Source organism: Mangrovibacterium diazotrophicum, assembly GCF_003610535.1.
Classification (GTDB): domain Bacteria; phylum Bacteroidota; class Bacteroidia; order Bacteroidales; family Prolixibacteraceae; genus Mangrovibacterium; species Mangrovibacterium diazotrophicum.
This window is the reverse complement of record NZ_RAPN01000003.1, coordinates 49,483-66,604: the sequence shown is the minus strand read 5'-3', so window position 1 is coordinate 66,604 and position 17,122 is coordinate 49,483. Positions and strand designations below refer to the sequence as shown.

Annotated in this window: 14 protein-coding genes; 2 read left to right on the top strand and 12 right to left on the bottom strand. The window is 41.9% G+C overall.

The window, feature by feature from the left end; translation table 11 throughout:
• The first annotated feature begins 51 nt into the window (after positions 1–51).
• Positions 52–1,860 (top strand): glycoside hydrolase family 15 protein, encoded by a 1,809-nt coding sequence (locus tag BC643_RS18455; protein ID WP_120274760.1) that lies wholly within the window; start codon positions 52–54, stop codon positions 1,858–1,860.
• A 59-nt stretch (positions 1,861–1,919) separates the two neighbouring features.
• Here BC643_RS18455 and BC643_RS18450 read toward each other — a convergent pair whose 3' ends face one another.
• Positions 1,920–2,384, bottom strand: a complete 465-nt coding sequence (locus BC643_RS18450; RefSeq protein ID WP_120274759.1) for a Dps family protein — start codon at positions 2,382–2,384, stop codon at positions 1,920–1,922.
• Between the two features lie 103 nt (positions 2,385–2,487).
• Here BC643_RS18450 and BC643_RS18445 point away from each other — a divergent pair, with 103 nt between their 5' ends.
• Positions 2,488–3,435, top strand: coding sequence for a LysR family transcriptional regulator (locus BC643_RS18445; RefSeq protein ID WP_120274758.1), 948 nt, complete (start codon positions 2,488–2,490; stop codon positions 3,433–3,435).
• 130 nt (positions 3,436–3,565) lie between these two features.
• Here the strand turns inward: BC643_RS18445 and BC643_RS18440 are convergent, their stop codons facing one another.
• The 11 genes from BC643_RS18440 to BC643_RS18390 form a co-directional block, all read right to left on the bottom strand.
• Positions 3,566–5,953 (bottom strand): GumC family protein, encoded by a 2,388-nt coding sequence (locus tag BC643_RS18440; RefSeq protein WP_120274757.1) that lies wholly within the window; start codon positions 5,951–5,953, stop codon positions 3,566–3,568.
• Positions 5,954–6,111: 158 nt separating this feature from the next.
• Positions 6,112–6,909 (bottom strand): polysaccharide biosynthesis/export family protein, encoded by a 798-nt coding sequence (locus BC643_RS18435; protein ID WP_120274756.1) that lies wholly within the window; start codon positions 6,907–6,909, stop codon positions 6,112–6,114.
• A 325-nt stretch (positions 6,910–7,234) separates the two neighbouring features.
• The gene (locus BC643_RS18430) at positions 7,235–8,638 is read right to left on the bottom strand and encodes a sugar transferase (RefSeq protein ID WP_120274755.1); all 1,404 of its coding nucleotides are present in this window, start codon (positions 8,636–8,638) and stop codon (positions 7,235–7,237) included.
• A 210-nt stretch (positions 8,639–8,848) separates the two neighbouring features.
• The gene (locus BC643_RS18425; RefSeq protein ID WP_211338139.1) at positions 8,849–9,676 is read right to left on the bottom strand and encodes a glycosyltransferase family 2 protein; all 828 of its coding nucleotides are present in this window, start codon (positions 9,674–9,676) and stop codon (positions 8,849–8,851) included.
• Between the two features lie 138 nt (positions 9,677–9,814).
• A complete protein-coding gene (locus BC643_RS18420) occupies positions 9,815–10,714 on the bottom strand; it encodes a glycosyltransferase family 2 protein (protein ID WP_120274754.1) in 900 nt (299 codons plus the stop codon).
• Positions 10,711–11,256, bottom strand: coding sequence for an LbetaH domain-containing protein (locus BC643_RS18415; protein ID WP_120274753.1), 546 nt, complete (start codon positions 11,254–11,256; stop codon positions 10,711–10,713). The genes BC643_RS18420 and BC643_RS18415 overlap by 4 nt, the downstream gene beginning before the upstream one ends.
• Before the next feature lie 8 nt (positions 11,257–11,264).
• A complete protein-coding gene (locus BC643_RS18410) occupies positions 11,265–12,626 on the bottom strand; it encodes a Coenzyme F420 hydrogenase/dehydrogenase, beta subunit C-terminal domain (RefSeq protein ID WP_120274752.1) in 1,362 nt (453 codons plus the stop codon).
• A gap of 6 nt (positions 12,627–12,632) precedes the next feature.
• Positions 12,633–13,751, bottom strand: a complete 1,119-nt coding sequence (locus BC643_RS18405; protein WP_120274751.1) for a polysaccharide pyruvyl transferase family protein — start codon at positions 13,749–13,751, stop codon at positions 12,633–12,635.
• Positions 13,744–14,925 (bottom strand): glycosyltransferase, encoded by a 1,182-nt coding sequence (locus BC643_RS18400; protein WP_120274750.1) that lies wholly within the window; start codon positions 14,923–14,925, stop codon positions 13,744–13,746. Before BC643_RS18400 ends, BC643_RS18405 begins: the two co-directional genes overlap by 8 nt.
• Entirely contained in the window at positions 14,922–16,007 is a 1,086-nt protein-coding gene (locus tag BC643_RS18395; protein WP_120274749.1) for a glycosyltransferase, read from the bottom strand. The genes BC643_RS18400 and BC643_RS18395 overlap by 4 nt, the downstream gene beginning before the upstream one ends.
• Positions 16,004–17,122, bottom strand: a complete 1,119-nt coding sequence (locus tag BC643_RS18390) for a glycosyltransferase family 4 protein (RefSeq protein WP_120274748.1) — start codon at positions 17,120–17,122, stop codon at positions 16,004–16,006. Before BC643_RS18390 ends, BC643_RS18395 begins: the two co-directional genes overlap by 4 nt.

The following is a 17,122-nucleotide window of genomic DNA, read 5'->3' as shown; positions in this document are numbered from 1 at the left end:
AACAAAATATTGACTATTTAGATTTTATTGACAAACGATTAAAATTAGCCTATGGATACTTTAGATTACGGAATAGTTGGCAATTGCAGAAGTGCCGCTTTAATTTCGAAAGATGGGGCCATTGAATGGCTGTGTTTGCCGCAGTTTAACTCATCTTCGGTTTTTGCGTCAATACTGGATAAAGAGAAGGGAGGAATATTTTCAGTCACTCCGAAGTACCTCGAACGGACAACCCAGCATTACATTCCCCGGACGAATATCCTGGTTACTCGGTTTCATTGCCTGGATGGTGTCTTCGAGGTCCATGATTTTATGCCTCGCTACCGAATTGACAAAAATGATGTGTATTACACGCCACCCGATCTGGTTCGCTATTTCAAACACATTGTGGGCGATCCGGAAATTACACTCCTTTACAAACCAAAATTAGAATACGGTATCCCTGAAACCAAGAATGTGATTGAACATGATTACATCAAAGCTTCGACCGTAAAGGGACCTTACGATTCGCTCTACATGTACTCCAGCATCGACTTAACCGCTTTTGACGGAAGTAAAACTGTTAAATTGATGAATGATGAATTCTGTCTGATCAGTTACAACCAAAAGTTGCTGCACCAGGATGTTCGACGCTCGATGCTGAAGTTGGAGCGAACCAAAGTTTATTGGCTGAATTGGGCTGAACGAACAACATCTTTCAAGGTTTTTCAGGAAGAAATCATCCGCAGTGCACTCACGTTAAAGATGCTGAGCTTCGACAAAAGCGGTGCGATTCTGGCGGCATTGACTACCTCACTACCCGAAACAATTGGCGAAGAACGGAACTGGGATTACCGCTTCTGTTGGATTCGGGATGCTTCGATGGTGGTAAAAATAATGACTTCGTTGGGACATACACGCATGGCCCGCCACTACCTGAATTTCATCATCGACATTCTACCCGAGAAAGATGAGAAGATGCAGATCATGTACGGAATCCGTGGTGAAAAAAAGCTGACCGAACAAACTCTGGGGCACCTTTCCGGTTACGAAAACTCATACCCGGTGCGTATTGGGAACGCCGCCTACAAGCAAAAACAAAACGATATTTACGGCATTTTGCTCGATGTTATTTACCAACACTTTGAGCTCTACACCACCAGTCTGGAGCACAGCGAAGAACTGTGGACAATTGTTAGGAACGTCATCAAAGTTGTTGCCAATAACTGGCAAAAGCCCGATCGTGGCATCTGGGAAATCCGAAGCGAAAACAAACATTTTACTTTCAGCAAAGTTCTTTGCTGGGCTGCAGTCGACCGTGCTGTTAAAATTGCAGGTCTACTGAAGCGGGATATGTATGTCGAAAAATGGTCGAAATTGCGGGATAAAATAGACGAAGACATTCACAAAAACGCCTGGTCGGAAACGAAGCAGGCATTTACGCAGGCCTACGGCTCGGAAGACCTGGATGCCTCTGTTTTGCTGATGGAGTCCTATGGTTTTATTTCAGCCACCGATCAACGTTTTGTCAACACCGTGTTGGCAATCCAAAAAGAACTGGAGCACAACGGCCTGATGTTCCGCTACCGAAACCAAGACGATTTTGGAACACCCAAATCGGCCTTTACGATTTGCTCGTTCTGGCTGATCAACAGCCTATACAAAATCGGAAGAAAGAAAGAAGCTATCCATAAGTTTAAAACACTGATCAGCTATTCCAACCACCTGGGATTATTCAGTGAAGACCTGGATTTTGAGACCAAGCGAATGCTGGGGAATTTCCCACAGGCTTATTCACATCTCGCCCTGATTGAAACAGCAATAACCATCTCCGACAGCGAGATTACCGACGAGGAAGAAATCATGGAATTTATCAACTAGCATAAAAAAAGAAAAGGGATCTGTTTTCAGATCCCTTTTTGCTATTCCTACATTTCCCCTTAAGCCAGGAATGTTTTTAACATCCACAGACGCTTTTCAGTATTGCCAATCAGCTCGCTAAACAGGGCGTTGGTAGCCTCGTCACCGCGATCACCGGCATCAGCCTGAAGTTTATTCATTTGCTCAAGTAGTGATTCCGACTGGGCTACAACATGTTTAACTGCTGTAATTCCATCTGTTACGTTTTTAATTTCTTCCAAAGAAGCAACTGTCAGGTAATCTGAGAACGTGTGTAATGGTTGTCCGCCAACCATCAGGATGCGCTCAGCTACTGCATCGATTACTTCTGCCGTTTCCGTATAATACTCTTCGAATTTTTCATGAAGCACGAAAAACATCGATCCTTTGACATTCCAGTGAAATGCACGCAAATTCTGATAATAAATCTGCATGTCTGCTACAAATTGGTTTAACTCACCTACCAATACCTCGTTTACTGCGTTGTTTTTAACTTGTGTTTTCATTTCTGTTTTGTTTTAATTGTTACTTTCTGATTCTCTGATGCTACAAAGATATTATAACCATTATTTATTATTTTTATAGCACTATAACTTTCAATTATAAATAATGAAATTCAACCAATTAAAGTATTTTATTGAATTGGTTCGATCCAAAAATTTCTCGGAAGCAGCCAGAGTGTTGAAAATCAGTCAACCGGCATTAAGCCTGCAAATGCAAAAGCTGGAAGAGGAGTACGACTTCAAACTGTTTGAGCGGACCAAGAAGCCCATGGCACTGACCCGCGAGGGCGAAATGTTTTACGAAAAAGCGCTGCAGATTGTGCAGCTCGTGGAAGATTTAGACCAGCTGGGACTGGACTTGGAAGAAAAAGTGGAAGGGAAACTGCGTGTAGGAATCATCCCCACGCTTTCGCCCTATCTGGTTCCCCTGTTTATGGATACGATGAAAGAGCAATACCCGCAATTAAAGCTTCACATCGAAGAACTGAAAACCGAAGAAATTATTGATGAATTGGCACACGCCGGCCTGGATCTGGGAATTATATCGACACCCGTCAAAGCGAAGAATACGGGTTTTGTCCCCTTGTTCTACGAGCGTTTCTTTATCTACATCTCGGAAAATCACCCGCTTTACGCCGAAGAAACGCTAAATCTGAACCAACTGAACTTCGACGAACTTTGGTATTTGCATGAAGGCAATTGCTTCCAAAACCAGGTCAATTCGGTATGTCAAATGCAGGATCTGAATAATTCAGAATTGCCCTTTCAATACGTTTCCAATTCAATTGAATCGCTGAAGCGCATCGTAGAAAACCAGGGTGGCATGACTTTTATCCCGGAACTGGCGACCAGCAACATTCCTGCGGAATACGAAAACATGATCAAGGAATTTGCAAACTCGGCTCCCACCCGCCAGATCAGTGCGGTTTATCTAAAAACAACCGGTCTGAAAAAAACGGCCAGCGCCTTTTTAGATGTTCTGCTCAGTAAAATCCCAGGGCGTATGCAGGCCAAACCCCAAACGCAACCAATCGACACAAAAATCAGGCTATAAAAGATCGAATTCAATCAAATTTTCAGGCACAAAAAAAGCCCGGGAAATAACTCCCGGGCCTGTAATATGATTGGGTTTAACAACCTATCTAAAAATTGGAACCAACAATTCCTGGTTCTTTTGAAGGCTGTTACATCTCAGCCTTACTTTTATCGTCAAAATAATTGCCACTTTCCCCGTAGTACGCTTTATGATAGTAACCACCATAGCGGTAGGCGTAATTTCCGTAGCGCTTGGGGTCAACGTCGTTAAGAACAATTCCCGTCTTTTGCATCTTATTTTTGGCCACAATCTGGCTGAGTAATTGAACCATTTTCTTAGGACTACGCTTTTGGCGAACAACAAACAAGTTGCATTGTGTGTGCCGGCTAACCACAGCAGCATCAGTAACCAAAGTCACAGGCGAGTTGTCAATAACAATCACATCAAATTGCTCCCCTAGCTCCTTTAAAAGCGTATCGAATTCATCGGAGCCGAGCAATTCTACCGGGTTGGGTGGAATCAGTCCGGAGGTAATCACACTCAGATTCTTAATCGAAACCGGTTGCACAATTTGCTCCCGAGTATGACGGCCGATGAGATAGGTACTCAAACCAACATCCTTGGTCAAGTCAAAACAGTGATGCAGGGTTGGCTTTCGTAAGTCGGCGTCGATCAATACAACTTTCTGGTTATTCATTGCCAGCATCACCGCAAGGTTGGAAGCAATAAATGATTTCCCCTCACCCGGAATCAGGGAGTGAATACCGATGATTCCGCCATTCCGTCCAAAGCTAAGATAATCCAGACTGGTTCTCAATTCTCGCAAAGATTCCGCCAATACAGAACGCGGATAGTTCACAACAGGAAGATATTCATTGTAAGTATTATGCATAACGTCCGCAATAACCGGCAGTTCAGTCAGTTTCTGAACCTGTTCCCGATCCTGGATTCCATCTTCCAGGAAGTTCCGAACCACAATAAACAGAAACGGTACCGCCAGCCCCAAAAACAACCCGATCATCAGGTTAACCTTTTTCTTCGGCCCGATTTGTTCGGTAGTTGCTCTACGCGCCACATCGAGCACATCGACATCAGGTACATTCGATGCTTTGGTGATCTGCGACTCTGCACGTTTTTGTAACAGGAAATTGTACAACTCGTTATTCAGGTCAACCATCCGCTTAATGTTGATCAGATCCTGCTCTGTCTTTGGATAGGCCTCCAACTGCTTATCAACCTCCTCGATATCTTGTTTTATTGATTTCAGTTCATTTTCAGTGTTAAAAATCAGGTTGTCGAGGTTCTCCACCAAGCTCTTTTTAACGTACTCCAACTCTTTATCGATAACCTGAATGCCGGGGTTTTTCGAGTGAACGCTGTATGACAATGTTTCCTTCTTACTGTTCAACTCACTTAAGCGAACCACCATGCTATTTAAACCAACATCTGTAATTCCGACGACACTGGGGAACACAATATTTTTCATATTGCCGTCCTCACCGATGTATCCTCTCAGGTTCTTATAGTATTCCAGCTGCATCTCGGCCATTGAACGTTTCGTGTCCAAATTAGAGAGCTTTCCGGTTACCAAAGTGGCTTCCTGGCTCAAATCGAAAACCTTGTTGGACGACCGGTACTTGGTAAACTCATTGCTGGTCGACTTCAGCGTATCCACAATATCCTTCAGCTGCTGATTGATAAAATGAATCGTATTGTCCGAGATTTGATTCTTTTGTTGCAGGCCATATTGAATGTAAACCCGCGACAGTTCATTCAGGTAACTAATCTTTTGGTCCGGGTTTTGCCCTGTCAACTGCAAACTAATCACATCTGCATCTTTATTAACCGTCGATACCTGCAACTGCCGCAAGTAACTCAATGTCAACTTTTCCAAGTCATTGAATTCGAAGTAATAATCACCTTCTGTCGGCAGTACCTTCTTTTGAAGCGTAAAACTGAAATAGCGGTTTTCGAATTTCTCGCCAAACACACCGGTACCCTCGAAGTCAACTTCCGTGTTTATCCCCAAGAGGTTGGCTTTTGACTTTACTTCGATCTTAAACTCCCGATCGTTGATCGGACTGATATGAACAGGAACTCCTTTGAGGTTAAAAGCATCGGGCTCAAATTCCACATGGCATGGTTCATTTCCATATAAAATAAAATCACCCAACGGCATGTGGCGGTACCACGAAACATTCCAGCCCAAATTCTCCAGCACCTCGTAGTTTAGGCTGAATGACTTCAAAATCTCGATATGATTCGAGAGTTTCACGTCCGATTTTAAAGGCGAGCTGCTAAAAATATTCTGCAAATCAACCCCCGACGACTCTTTGTCTTTGATGAATAGCAAACTCTTCACACGGTAGGTTGCCGGTGTGTAACGGTTGAACACAAACGCGATTCCCACGCCAACAACAACCGTCAGTACAAACCACTTCCAATGGTAAAGCAGCTTGAAAAGGAAGTCTTTAATATTTTGAGGTTGTTCTTCTTTCTGAAGAAGTAATTTCAACAATTCTTCTTTACGATCCATTTTGATTTCCTGTTTTATCGACCCTCCAATCCTGACAACAAGCGAATAGAACGCTTTTACAGATTGACAAACCGGTCAAATTATCTTGTTATTTGGCCTTCTCTTTTGGTATGCCGAAATCAGAATTGCAGTATTCCGACACAACTAAAATTCATTTCTTAATTATTCAGAAATGACAATACCACAATCATGGTCGATATTGTCGATAACATCAGTGCGTAAAGTGATGCGTTTAGCCGGGTATTTTTGTACCGGTCGGGCCAAACATAAACCACATCTCCGGGGTGCAAATAATAGGCTGATGAACTCAGCAGGGATTTGTCGGTCAAGTCGACTTTGATATTGACAACTCCCTCCGACGTTTCGCGCACAACCAGCGCTCGTTTTAAGCGCGAATAATCGGTCGTGCCACCAGCCTCGCTAATTGCCTCCAGCACGGTGCAGGTATTGTTGTACATAAAAATCAATCCGGGTCTCGCGACTTCGCCCATCACGGTTACTTTAAAACTCATCAGTTTCACCGTCACAGTTACTTCTTTGAAGTATTCCGCCATCACCCCATCGAGATCCGATTTCACTTCTGCAATCGTCTTCCCGACAACAGCAACTTTGCCAACAATAGGTAACTCAATGTTTCCTTTACTGTCTACCTGGTAACCATTCAGGTATTGGCCTGCAACCGAGTTAAAAGCCTGTGCTGTTCCTCCGCTGGTATTCCCGGCCGCAGCCTGGGGATTGAACAAGCCAGTCACTTCCGGGCTCATCGAACTAACATTGATATACAGATTGTCTCCAGACCGTAAAAGGTAACTGTCCGTTGAGAAGCTCGTCGTCTGGATCGACTCTTCTTCCGATAAATTCCGCATGTAAATCAGCTCTTCATTCGATTTACAGCTACTCAAAACCAATAACAGAAGCACACATCGAAGTATGCTTCGCACAAACATTCGGCTCATAAAATTGTCCTGTTAGGAGGTAAGTTTTATGCAAACGAAGAGTTTCGTCAGATATTACTTACGATGATCTCTTTCTTGCGCGAATGTATGAAAAATCGTCAGTTTTGTCTTTTCTATTTATCTGTTTGTCGATAAAAGCAAAATAAATCTTTAGCTTATATCGACAAAACAAGAGAATCCAAGCCGTTGTTAAACCCTAAATCCTATGAAGAGGACTTTAAGCCTCACCATTAGGGGAGGTTTGCCCGCCTGACCGGACGGGCAGGGAGGGGTATATTTCAAATTATTTAATGAGAAAAACGAATTGACCAGACAAGGTTTTCCTCTAGATCCCGTCACCTTTGATCATCACTTTTATCGTTTTCAAAATAATCTTCGCATCCAGTTTCAACGACCAGTTGTCGATATATTGGGTATCCAGTTTTACCCATTCGTCGAAATCGATCGCGTTTCGTCCGCTAACCTGCCAAATACAGGTTAAACCCGGCTTCATACTCAGACGGCGGTTCTGCCAGCGTTCGTACAAACGCACTTCGTCCGGGATTGGTGGACGAGGCCCAACCACTGACATGTCTCCGTTAAGCACATTGAAAAACTGAGGAAACTCATCAATCGAATGCTTCCGCAGGAAACGCCCAACACGCGTGATTCGGGGATCGTATTTCATTTTAAAAACCGGACCACTTTGATCGTTCTGCTGCATCAAGGTACTTTTTAAAGCTTCGGCATCCGTGACCATCGTCCGGAATTTCAGACAGCCAAAACGTCTTCCGCACAAGCCAACCCGCTCCTGCTGGAAAAACACGGGGCCACCATCATTCAGCTTAATCGCAAGCGCAACCACCAATAATAAAGGCGATGCTACAATCAACACAACCAGCGAAAAAAGCACATCAAAAATACGCTTCACTTTCAGCGCCAGGTAGCTATCCGGGATATTCTTATAAATATAAATCGGTGCGTCGTTCAACATTCCAAGCTTGTATCCTTTCGATTTATCGACGAACACCTTTGGACGAAGACGAAAAACCACCCCCAACTCCGAACACAACTCCATCAACGCGTTAATCTCATTGTAGTCCAAATCATTCTTCGAGTAAATCAACTCATCGATCACCGTCTGATTCAGGATGCTGTCAATCGTCGTTTCCTCCGGGATAATACTAAACTGATTACCGTAAGTCTTTTTCAGTTTTTTACTGTTGGTAACAATTCCCGTAATCCGGTATCCCCAGTCCCGCGAGTTAATCAGCGTCTCGATAAAATCCTGCGATTGCCCGTCAGCAATGATCAGCAACTGCCGGGTGTTAAATCCCCGGTTTCTGAAAAACTTCATCATGCGGAAGAACGACGCTTTGAAGGCAAATTGCAGACAGAGGTTAATTGCAGCAAAAACCGTCAACAGCTGCAGGTCAATCCATTTGTTATTGAGGTAATACTTAACCAGCCAAAGGATGATCGTTTCCGCTGCGGTTACCTTCACGTATTTGTAAAAGAGCTCGAGATACGATTCCTCCCGGCTCATCCGGTGCAAAGCACTGTATTCAACCGAGATCCATCCCGTCAGGATGGCCATCAACAGAAAGATGTTGAATTCCTGAGACCGAAGTAATTCCGGGTATTTTTCGTAGTTGTAAATGACGCAAGCCAGGGTAAAGGCCAGCGCCGACAGAGCAGTCTGAATGATCTGATTAACCTTGGAGATCACATGCTCCCGTTCTTTAATCATAGTTTTTGGGAATAAGGGTGGTTGATGTTGGTTAGTGCTTCACCTGTTTCCGACTTATCGCCGTAGGTGAGTCATTCTTGCTGCCTTAGCAGCTATTTGGTCTTTTTTATTCGTTTTAAAATCTTCAAAATCCCTTTTCAGAGATTTTTTCTTCTTTCAACACTATTAAAGCCACATTCTCTTGTTTGCCCGAAAGCAAAACTCAGGTAATTACAGACCGAGCGACTGTCCTTCTGTACTGAGTACTCTTTGTTCCATTGCCAATCCATCGCGCATACGAATCAAACGAGGCCACAGGTATTGCGGAATCTTCCGGCTTACCTTGCAGAACAAGGTGAAATAGCCGTGTAACTCGTGACGTTTAATAATCGTCAGGTCCTCAGTCGATTTTTTCTTCTGTAAGTTTGTTGACGTACTTTTTCCTCCCAGGCGCATTTTCACCACCCAGTGATCCAAAAAGTGTTTCTTGATTTCCGGATTTTTAAACCAGCGCAGGCTAATGTCGTAGTCGCTGGCAATAGCGAAACTATCATCGTACAAACCGTATTGTTCAAACACCTCGCGTTTCACGTAAATAGTGGTGTGCAGCGGAATCCAGCCAAAGTCGATGAAATATTCAGCAAAAGGCTTGGCCTTGTAAACACGCTTCACCTGGCTCACGTCGTTCTTCGGAACATACATACCATTCGCGTACACCAGGTCGGCCTGGCTTTTCTCAAATTCGGCAACAACTTTACTCACCGTCGATGTTTCGTAAAACAAATCGTCCGAATGCAGTATACCGACGATATCACCGGTAGCCATATTAATACCTTTGTTCAGAGCATCATAGATGCCCTTATCCTTCTCTGAAACAAACGCACCCAAAAGCTTCATATAAGGTGCAATGCGATCACAAGTTCCATCCTTTGAACCACCATCCACGACAATATGCTCAATATGAGGATAATCCTGACTCAATACCGACTCAATACAGTCGACAATCGTTGATTTGGCGTTATAAACAACCGTTACAATAGATACTTTTATTGGTTCCATGTAAAAGATTTTGAGGTGTTTTATTTGTTTTATTTTTCTCTTTCTTCTTATAAATTATGAACGAACATTCGGCCGAATTAGTATAAAAATCCCAGGAGAATTGTTCGTTCCCGATCAGCTAGGTGAGTGAATGCCGCCTTAATCCAGCCGATAGTTTTCCCGGATGTATTGGATAATCGCCTCGGTGTCATTCCCAAAGCGACGTCGTAATTCGTAGATCTTGGCATCTACTAAAAAGCGGTACCAAAAGCCCTGCAGTACATGCCACACAAAGCCCGCTTTGCCATCCAGAAAACCCAGTTTGAAAAAGTAACGATAGACAAAGTTTAGCATCGGGCGAATAAACAAAGGGAACGCGTGGTATTTGGCTTTTAGCCAGCGCTTGCGTTCGGCATCCGAACCAAAAAACTTCGCATCAACCGCATGCTCGCTTTGAAATTGTTCCAGTTGCAGGTAATAGTCGGCCGCTTCCCGGCTCGAATAGTTATTGTGTTTCTGGGTCCACCAGCTAAGGTCGTTCAGGTTTTCGTCAACAAAATCCAGTTTTAAATACTCCGCCTGCCCTTCGCTCAACACAATGTGTTCGTCCATCCAGCGGTTTTCACATTCGCCCATTCCCTGGCGAAACACCCGAAGGTTCCATTTCGGATACCAGCCGCCATGAAGCAGCTCCCGGCCCATAAACACAATCTTACGGCTAATGATTAGCCCATTGACGCCCGCAGGCCGTTCGGCCAGGTAGGCTCGTAAATCCAGCCCTTGCTTGTTGTCGATGTATTCATCGGCATCAATGCGGATAATCCAGTCCGACTCAATCGGGCAGTTCTTCAGAGCCCAGTTAAACTGAACCGCCTGGTTTACAAACGGATTTTGGTAAACCTTTGCCCCCAATTGGGCGGCTAATTCCATAGTTTTATCCGTGCTAAACGAATCCACTACAAACACTTCATCAACCAACGCCGATAAAGACTGAATGCAGCGGACAATATGTTTTTCCTCATTATAAGTGAGGATAATCGCAGCTATGCTAGTCTTCATGCTTCTATTTCGCGTTTTTTGATGAATTTGGCGGGGTTGCCCCCCACCACCACCCAAGCTTCCACATCTTTAAATACAGCTGATCGAGCTCCAACAACAGCTCCCTGCCCAACGGTAACCCCCGGGCCTATGAAAGTATCGGCTGCAATCCAGGCTTGGTCGGCTATTGTAATTGGTTGAGAAACGAGAGGAAGGAGTTTTTTTGAAATGTCGTGTGAGGCACTACATAAAAATGCACCTTGAGATATAACAGTGTTAGCGCCAATATCAATGAATGCTTTGTTGTAAATTTCGGTATTCGGTCCAATGCAAGCATATTTCCCAATTCTCAGGTTCCATGGAGCATGTATTTTACATGATGGATAGATCATTACACGGAAAGGCATATCAGCGCCAAATAGCTTTAAAAGTGATGTTCTGAGGAAGAACATTTTTTTTCCAATAAAACATCTGAAAATTGTTCGATTAATAATCAACCAAACAAGTCTTTTAAAATATTTGGGCTTTGGTTCAGTATAGTTATTCAGAGTTAATTTTTCCATTGCTCTCTTTATAATTTCTTGAGTTTATCTACAACCCCTCTCTTGTAATGGTTAAATTTTGTAATTAATCTCAGTTTCCTTAAACTAGGCTTCATCATTGCATCGAATTTTTCAGCATCATGCGTATTAGCCCAAGTTGTTAGGCTATTTAATCTCGTTTGTCTTCTGAGTTTCTGAATAATTTTCACATCGGGAGGTAGTACTTTTGACTTAACTCTTTTGGGAGGTAAATATTTTAGATCAGAAAGTTTTATTCTGTAGCTCAAACAGTCTTGCCGATGAGTGTAACTTCCCTTTTGTGATTTTATAAATTCTTCCTTTTGAATCGGTTCAATGTGCAGTTCGTCGTTTTTCAGTCCATCTTGTAAAATCTGGTCTGCAAGAGATGTTCTGGTTATAATGACGTTGGTACCTTGGCCATCGTTAACAAAAGGTCTAATCCAAGCATCGCCCAATGAGATATCTGCGAGTTCTGCTGAAACATCATCACAAAAGTCGCAAGCATTTGCTTTAAAAAGACCAGTTCCCCACATGTCGCCAACTGTTCTCATTTTAATGTCATGGAGATCGTTGCTGTTTGTAGTTTTAACACCGAAAGAATAATCTCCGGCATGACTAGAGATGTCCTTAATACGATAGTCTATACTTGAAAGCTTATTACTTGAAACCCCTGCTTTCTGAGTAAGATATTCGGTGAAGAACTTGCTTTTTATACCTCCACAAATAATACCGATTGTAAATTTTATCTTGTCTCGTAAATCGGGATTTTTTATTTGAGCTAACCGTATTGCTTTTATAAAGCAAGGTATGCCGACAATCGCTACATCTCCATCTAAACTTGTTATTTTTTCAAATACATTTTCCAGGGTGACTGGGTAATATCTGGTTTTGGCAGATTTAGAAACTTCTTCGATAGAGCCTCCAATTGTATAGCTAAAATGGTGGTTTTGTTCCTTTGATTCAACTACGTTGATTATATATTTAACAATTTTCTTTTCTAATAATATTTTCGATACATAAGTTGCAATACCTCCTGAAGATGATTTCATCCGGTGCTCAATTGAATATCCAGCGTAGGTGTTAAAATAGTTCCCAAGCTTTTTATGGTTTGAGGCTGATACAGTATCTAGAAATAGAGAAGAAATTTCAGTTTCCGTTTTCAATTTTTCTTCCGGAAATGGATTAAATGGACATACCGATATGCAATTGTTGTCTTGACTACAGGTACCAGATTGAACAGGTATAAGGAAACCTTGAGAATTCCAGTCCATTTTGATTACTTTCTCATTGCAGAAAGATGTGCATATGCCACACCCTGTGCATAAGTCTTGATGTACAACGTGTTTTACAACGCTAGGAATTTGTCTCATGTCGAATTAATTAGCGAATAAACTGGTTTTTAGGAAATCGATAGACATCTGTTTTCTGCTCTCCACGATGTTGTTCACATTGTCCCAATCAATAGGGGTCTTTAATAGTGATTGGGGTACAGATTCCAGGTTTTCTACCAGTCTGTTCTCAAGTTGAAACATTTTGAGTAGTGATTCAAAACGTGCCAACCCTCTATCTTTGTTTGCAATTGCAATAAAAGGTTTGTTAAAAATAATTGAGAAAATAGTACCGTGGAATGAATCGGTTATAATATAGTCACTATCGTTGAATGCTTTCAGCCAGGTTTCAATCGTTGGGAAGTGCCTTCTTTTGATTGTTTGTAATTTATGAAGTAGCGACTCTGATTTTAAATCAAACGAATTTTGCTTTAAAATTGAACAGACCTTCTCGATAAATATTCTCTTATCTTCGTTCTCATCTAAGATGTAGGTAAATATTTTTCCGTCAAACGGAGCGATATGTTGATCGTTATATAATTTACGATACTCATCGGCGTTCAAAAGCATAGTTGGATCAACCATGTGAGCTGCGTTCACTCCCAGATATTCCCGGCAGAGTTTGACACCACTGTCCTCTCTGACAGATATAGCATCAAAATTCTTGGCTAATTTTGAGCATTCCTCGGTGGCTGACTCCGGGTATAACCATTCTTCCTTACCAAATGAAGCGGCATAGGCAACTTTCTTTGCGTTCGGATTAGTTACGAAACTGAGGTAATGATTGTATAGGTTTGGGGATGCGTTTATATTCCAGACCTGGTCACTTCCGACCACGTATGCATCAAATGCATGCTTATCTACAATGGAGTTTAGTTTTTTATCCGAGAATATATTGGGAGTTATTTCATTTATATTTTTTCGTTTGAAATGTTCAAAGCTTACAAGAGGAAACACTCTCAAAGACCGACTATACTGCAAGATCTTAAATGATTCCCATTTAGACCAGACAATTGACCTTTTGATGATATTACTTCTGTTTTGTCTTCTACTTATAATGGTTACATGCGTTCCCAGTTTTTCCAATGTGCTTTTAAGCGCATAACCCTGAAGGACGCCTCCGTAGTTGAAGTTGAATGGAAGCGTTAATAAGCCAACTTTAATCATTGATTCCTTTTTTTAGTTCATCGAATAGCTTGTTCCACCTTGAAACAACTTCTCCAACAGAAAATTTTCCAATTGATTGTATTGCATCACATGACATCTCTTTTCGTTTGATTGAATTATCAATAAGATTTTGGATTCGATCTGAAAATTCAACAGCATTGAAGGGAGCAGGCAGAATATACCCGTTTTTATCGTTGTCAATAATATCATATACTGCTGAATACGTTCCTAGCACCAGAGGTATAGTCCCGAAATTCATACCTTCAACAATTACAAGTCCAAACCCTTCATATTCTGACGTTAATAAAAGAAGTGAAGCTCTTTTGTAATAACTCGTCGGGTCTTGAAATCCCTCAAACGACACTCTAGCTATTTTCCGCTCTTCAACTATTTGTTGAAGGTTATTCTTTTCTGGTCCTTCTCCTATGATTTCCAGTTTCCAATCCGGGTTTAGCTTATTAATTTTTTCCCATATTTCAATAATCCGATTTACCCTTTTCTGATTATAATCTATTCGTCCAACATAGATTATTAGGTTCTCTTTCTCGGTAATGGATCTTCCATTGGATGGGATCGTGAGTGGATTTGATATCACTCTTAATTTTTTGGGCGATTTTATTTTCGAAAAGTTCGAGAATACAGTTCGAAAGCTATCGGAAAGCACAACATAGTTGTCGCTGTTCCGATAAACATATCGCATGCTAAGCCGAATAATCGTTTGAATAGCGACAAATTTTGGATAATAAAGAAAGAAGCGTTTTAAAAAGGGAGATTTTTCTTCCTTCATTTTAATTTGGAGATCAGTTATCCGGGCATTACTATCCGGAGCATTGTGATGTACCGAGACCAATTTACAGCCTGTTCCCCTAATTACTGTTTTGCAAAGTAAAGTAACATAGAATGGTAAGCACCATTGATTGATAATGATATCTACCTTTTCTTGACGCACAATTCGACGCAATTTATCCTGATTTGTAAACGATAAAGTTGGATAGGATAGGGTATGGAGCTTTATTGTTGAATTTAGTTCATCTTGCAACTCAGGCATAGCTTGTTCAAAAGATGCAATCGATACATGGTGTCCATTCGTATCGAATTCATTCGCCAATATTGTCGTCACTTTTTCGGTACCACCAAAGTAGGGGTACTTCCCAATTAGAAAGAGAATATTCACCTTTTTTCTATTATATCCCGGTAAACGAGAATTAAACGTTCAGATACTTGTTCTATGCTATATTGTTTACGAATAAGTTGTACCCCGTTCATCCCCATCTGTCTCAGGTCTGTGCTGGATTGATGCATAGCTTCCTTTAGCGTTTTTGTCAAGGAATCTACTGATAAATCAATCCACCATCCACAATGGTGTGTTTCCAGTTCTTTCCAAGGTGTACCGGTGGTGGTAATCACTGGTACGCCTACCGCGAGAGCTTCGGCAATCGCGATCCCGAAATTTTCGCTGTAGGTGGGTAACACAAAGAGGTCGGCACTTTTCAAAAAGTTCCACTTGGCCTCACCATATTGAGGGCCAACGAGCGAAACGCCTGTGATGCTCTCGTGCTTGATCTTGTTTTGCAAAGCCTGCAGGTAGTTCTCATCCCCGTTGCCGGCAATTTCCAAGGTCCATTCAGATTGATTCAATTGCTTCCATACTTCTAATAGAAGCTCGATTCCTTTTTTCGGATGAATCCGGCTCAAAAAAACCAGCTTTTTACTTCCGTAGTTTTCTTTCGGTGAAGGAATGGTTGCCAATTCCATACCATTGGAAATGTTCGTAATAGTATTTTTGAAACCCAGTGCACGGATATTATCCTGTTCCAACTGACAAGTCGCATGCAACACGCTGGCTTTACGGATATCCCGACGCTGATACAAGAACATCGCTAATTGTTTTTTCCAGCGATTGCGATTCATGATCCAGGGCTCCAGCATGCCACGCGGAGTGATCAGGTAGGCAATGCCTGCCCGACGCGCAGCTTTGGCCATCACATGAATGTAAGGATGCCAGATATGTTGTAAGTGGACCAAGTCATAGTCTCCTTTTCGCAGGTTTTTACCAAACGTATGGAGTTCCTTTAAATGAAGGAAACGAACCTGCAATCCTTCTTCCGACTCTAATTCAACAGGGTTAGCACTGGGTGCTGCGATTAGTTCAATTTGTACACCTGCACGCGCCAAATAACGACAGGTTAGCGGGACACTGCGAGAAGGGCCTCCGGCACTTTCATCTAGAGAAGCTATGATGTGGAGAACTTTCATTTGTTGTCTATTTTCCAAGGAGCTTTGGGTAATGTGTTTGAAGTTAAACAGCTAACAAGATATTCCGCGATTGCTTGTCCTCCAATACTCTTTTCGGACCAAGCTTGCCTTTTAGGTCTATTTGAGCGTATTTCTGAAATTTTACCTTCTATATCCTGAAGACTTTTAACAAGGTTCTGAGTATTGTTCGATTTAAATATTAATCCGCGCTCCGAATCAGAAAGTAATGCTTTTGCGCCGCAACGGTCGCTGCATAAAACGTAAAGACCAGCGTGTAGGCCTTCATTTACAACAGCTCCCCACCCGTCATGTACAGAGGGGAGGATAAGGCAATCATGTTCATCCATGATTTTGGGGATTTGATTTATAGGAGAGCTACCTTTAAAGCTTACTTGTTGATCGAGATTATTTGATTTTACGTAAGTTTCCAGCATCTCTCTTTGATCACCATCGCCTACTATTGATAAGTGGAAAAGAGCTTTGTTCTTGCAGGTTTTTAATGCTTGAAGAATTAATTTAACATTTTTTCGCTCCGTTAAATTACCTACAAAAAGCAGTTTTATTAAAGGACTCAATTCTAGCTTGGCTAATGTCCTATTTTCGTCCACACAGTAGGCAAAAGGAATTACTTTCCAATGACTAGACCAACTTTTGTAATAATTCTCGGCGTCTTCTCCAATAGCAAATACATAGTTATAGTGTCTGACATATCTGTAATCCTGGATTAAAAAGCGGATTTTATGCAACATCAACGGTTTTTTATAAGTGAGTGGTCCTTCCGTGATGATTCCTCGTTTGAGGTTCGGAAATGCAAGGCTGCTTTTGAAACAGTCAAAGATCCATTGATTAGCTCTAATTCCAGAGAACAGATGTATACTGTTTGTATTTTGCGTATAGATTTCACGAATTTTGTCCTTGTTCGGTGCTATTATTAGCTCAAAAGTATCCGCATCAAAATTTTTGCTCCATCCTAATTTTTCACGATTGGCAGATAAAAGTTGAGGTACAATAAGTATAACCGATCGAACATTTTTCCCATGATTAAGGTGTTTAATATAGGGGATTTGGTGAGGACTAACCGAATTTTGCCACAAGCATATCGTTATTTTCTCCAT

Coding starts and splice junctions, on each gene's coding strand:
- BC643_RS18425 (WP_211338139.1), bottom strand. CDS start 9,676: ATGGAACCAATAAAAGTATCTATTGTAACGGTTGTTTATAACGCCAAA.
- BC643_RS18420 (WP_120274754.1), bottom strand. CDS start 10,714: ATGAAGACTAGCATAGCTGCGATTATCCTCACTTATAATGAGGAAAAA.
- BC643_RS18435 (WP_120274756.1), bottom strand. CDS start 6,909: ATGAGCCGAATGTTTGTGCGAAGCATACTTCGATGTGTGCTTCTGTTA.
- BC643_RS18405 (WP_120274751.1), bottom strand. CDS start 13,751: ATGATTAAAGTTGGCTTATTAACGCTTCCATTCAACTTCAACTACGGA.
- BC643_RS18445 (WP_120274758.1), top strand. CDS start 2,488: ATGAAATTCAACCAATTAAAGTATTTTATTGAATTGGTTCGATCCAAA.
- BC643_RS18440 (WP_120274757.1), bottom strand. CDS start 5,953: ATGGATCGTAAAGAAGAATTGTTGAAATTACTTCTTCAGAAAGAAGAA.
- BC643_RS18410 (WP_120274752.1), bottom strand. CDS start 12,626: ATGAGACAAATTCCTAGCGTTGTAAAACACGTTGTACATCAAGACTTA.
- BC643_RS18415 (WP_120274753.1), bottom strand. CDS start 11,256: ATGGAAAAATTAACTCTGAATAACTATACTGAACCAAAGCCCAAATAT.
- BC643_RS18430 (WP_120274755.1), bottom strand. CDS start 8,638: ATGATTAAAGAACGGGAGCATGTGATCTCCAAGGTTAATCAGATCATT.
- BC643_RS18390 (WP_120274748.1), bottom strand. CDS start 17,122: ATGGAGAAAATAACGATATGCTTGTGGCAAAATTCGGTTAGTCCTCAC.
- BC643_RS18395 (WP_120274749.1), bottom strand. CDS start 16,007: ATGAAAGTTCTCCACATCATAGCTTCTCTAGATGAAAGTGCCGGAGGC.
- BC643_RS18455 (WP_120274760.1), top strand. CDS start 52: ATGGATACTTTAGATTACGGAATAGTTGGCAATTGCAGAAGTGCCGCT.
- BC643_RS18450 (WP_120274759.1), bottom strand. CDS start 2,384: ATGAAAACACAAGTTAAAAACAACGCAGTAAACGAGGTATTGGTAGGT.